Origin of the sequence: Streptomyces sp. NPDC029216, from assembly GCF_040648015.1 — a bacterium.
Classification (GTDB): domain Bacteria; phylum Actinomycetota; class Actinomycetes; order Streptomycetales; family Streptomycetaceae; genus Streptomyces.
Genome location: NZ_JBEZWL010000309.1, coordinates 1 through 1,615, shown reverse-complemented (window position 1 = coordinate 1,615; position 1,615 = coordinate 1). Strand labels below are relative to the sequence as shown.

Below are 1,615 nucleotides of genomic sequence, written 5' to 3'. Positions count from 1 at the left end.
CCCCGACCCGCCCCGTGCTGGTCGACCGGTTCCTCGACGACGCCATCGAGATCGACGTGGATTCGTACGGGTGCTGGAGCAGCACCCGCTGGGGGTGCGGGCCGGGCAGCTCGCCCGGAAGGCCGGGCTCACAGAAGCAGCGCTGCGCCCGCTGCTGTCGATGCTGTGCGAGGAGGAGTACGCGTACCGCCCCGGCGCCGGGGTGTACGCGCGCGGCCCGGCCCTGGACCGGCTCGCGGCTCCCGGCGGCGCGGGCCTGGCGCGCCAGCTGCAGCGCACCCTGGCGCTGGCGCGGGACAGCGCGGGCGCCGCCGTCTACCTGAGCCGGTACGCGGAGGGCGAGGTCCGGATCACCCAGATGGCGGACGGGCCGGGGGCTCCGCCGGTGCGGGAGTGGGTGGACTTCCGGGCCGCCGCGCACGCCAGCGCGGTCGGCAAGTGCCTGCTGACGCAGCTGGACCACGAGGTGCGGGCCGACCACGTGGCCCGCCACCGCCCGGCCCGGCTCACCCCGCACACCATCACCGACAGCCGGGTCCTGTTCAGCGCCCTGGACGCGGTGGCCCCCGGCGCCCCGGTGTTCGACCTGCGCGAGTACTCCCCCGGGGTCGTCTGCTCGGCGGTGCCCATCACCACGGGCGGCGCCGCCGGAAGCCTGGCGCTCTCGCTGCCCGCGGCCCACGCCCACCGGCTGCACGAGGCCACGCAGGCCCTGCGCCGCAAGGCGGTCCCGGTGCTGCTGGCCCTGCTCTTGTCGGGCGCCATCCCCCCGGACGCCCCGGCGGACGCTCCGGCGGACCTTGCGGGCGACATCCCGCCCCCGGCGCCCGCCGCCCCGACCCCGGAGACCCTGCGTCACCTGGGCCGGCTCTTCCGGGCCCCGCTGACCCGCTTCACGGCGGCCGCGGGCGGCCCGCACCTGGTCAGCGACTCCGCCTCGGGGGCCGCGTACCTGTTCGGCCCCCTCCCGGCGGGCGACGCCCCGCGCCTCGCCCTCCCGCAGACCCTGGGCCCCCTGGCCCCGGGCAGCCTTCCGACCCAGGGGGGCCTGACGGTCCTGGGCACCTGACGGGACCCCCGGCCCCGGCCCTGCGGGGGCGACTCCCCGGTCAGCGCCGCGCACAGCAGGGCGCCCCAGGGACCACAGGTCGGACGCGGGGCCGGCGGCGGCCCCCTGCATCCGCTCGGGGGAGGTGTACTCGGGCAAGCCCACGAACGCGCCGGTCTCGCACGCTGCTCCCCCTCGACCCGGTCAGGGCCATGATGCCGCACGGACGGATCCGGCCACCGCCTTCTCCGGCGAGCCCGCCCGCACTCCGTCCCGTAACGCAAAAAGAACCCCACCGAAGTGGGGTTCTTTCTCTGTGTCCGAGGGGGGACTTGAACCCCCACGCCCGATAAAGGGCACTAGCACCTCAAGCTAGCGCGTCTGCCATTCCGCCACCCGGACCGGTGGTCGGCCCCGGTTTCCCGCGGCGACATGGACAACAATAGCAAAGGATCGGCGGGCCTCCGACCAGTTATCCGGCCCGGCCGCCGGCCCGCCACGCCGCGCTGACCTGCGGGCATGCTCCGGGACCCGGATACGACGTCGCCCGCCCCGGTGCGGGGCGGG

Annotated in this window: 1 tRNA gene and 1 pseudogene; one reads left to right on the top strand and one right to left on the bottom strand. The window is 76.6% G+C overall.

From position 1 onward, the window contains the following. Positions 1–70: 70 nt before the first annotated feature. A pseudogene (locus AB0F18_RS39230) lies at positions 71–754 on the top strand (IclR family transcriptional regulator C-terminal domain-containing protein); the annotation flags it as partial. A gap of 611 nt (positions 755–1,365) precedes the next feature. On the opposite strand, the gene AB0F18_RS39225 reads toward AB0F18_RS39230, so the two are convergent. Continuing rightward, positions 1,366–1,450: transfer RNA gene (locus tag AB0F18_RS39225), tRNA-Leu, on the bottom strand. Between the last annotated feature and the right edge of the window lie 165 nt (positions 1,451–1,615).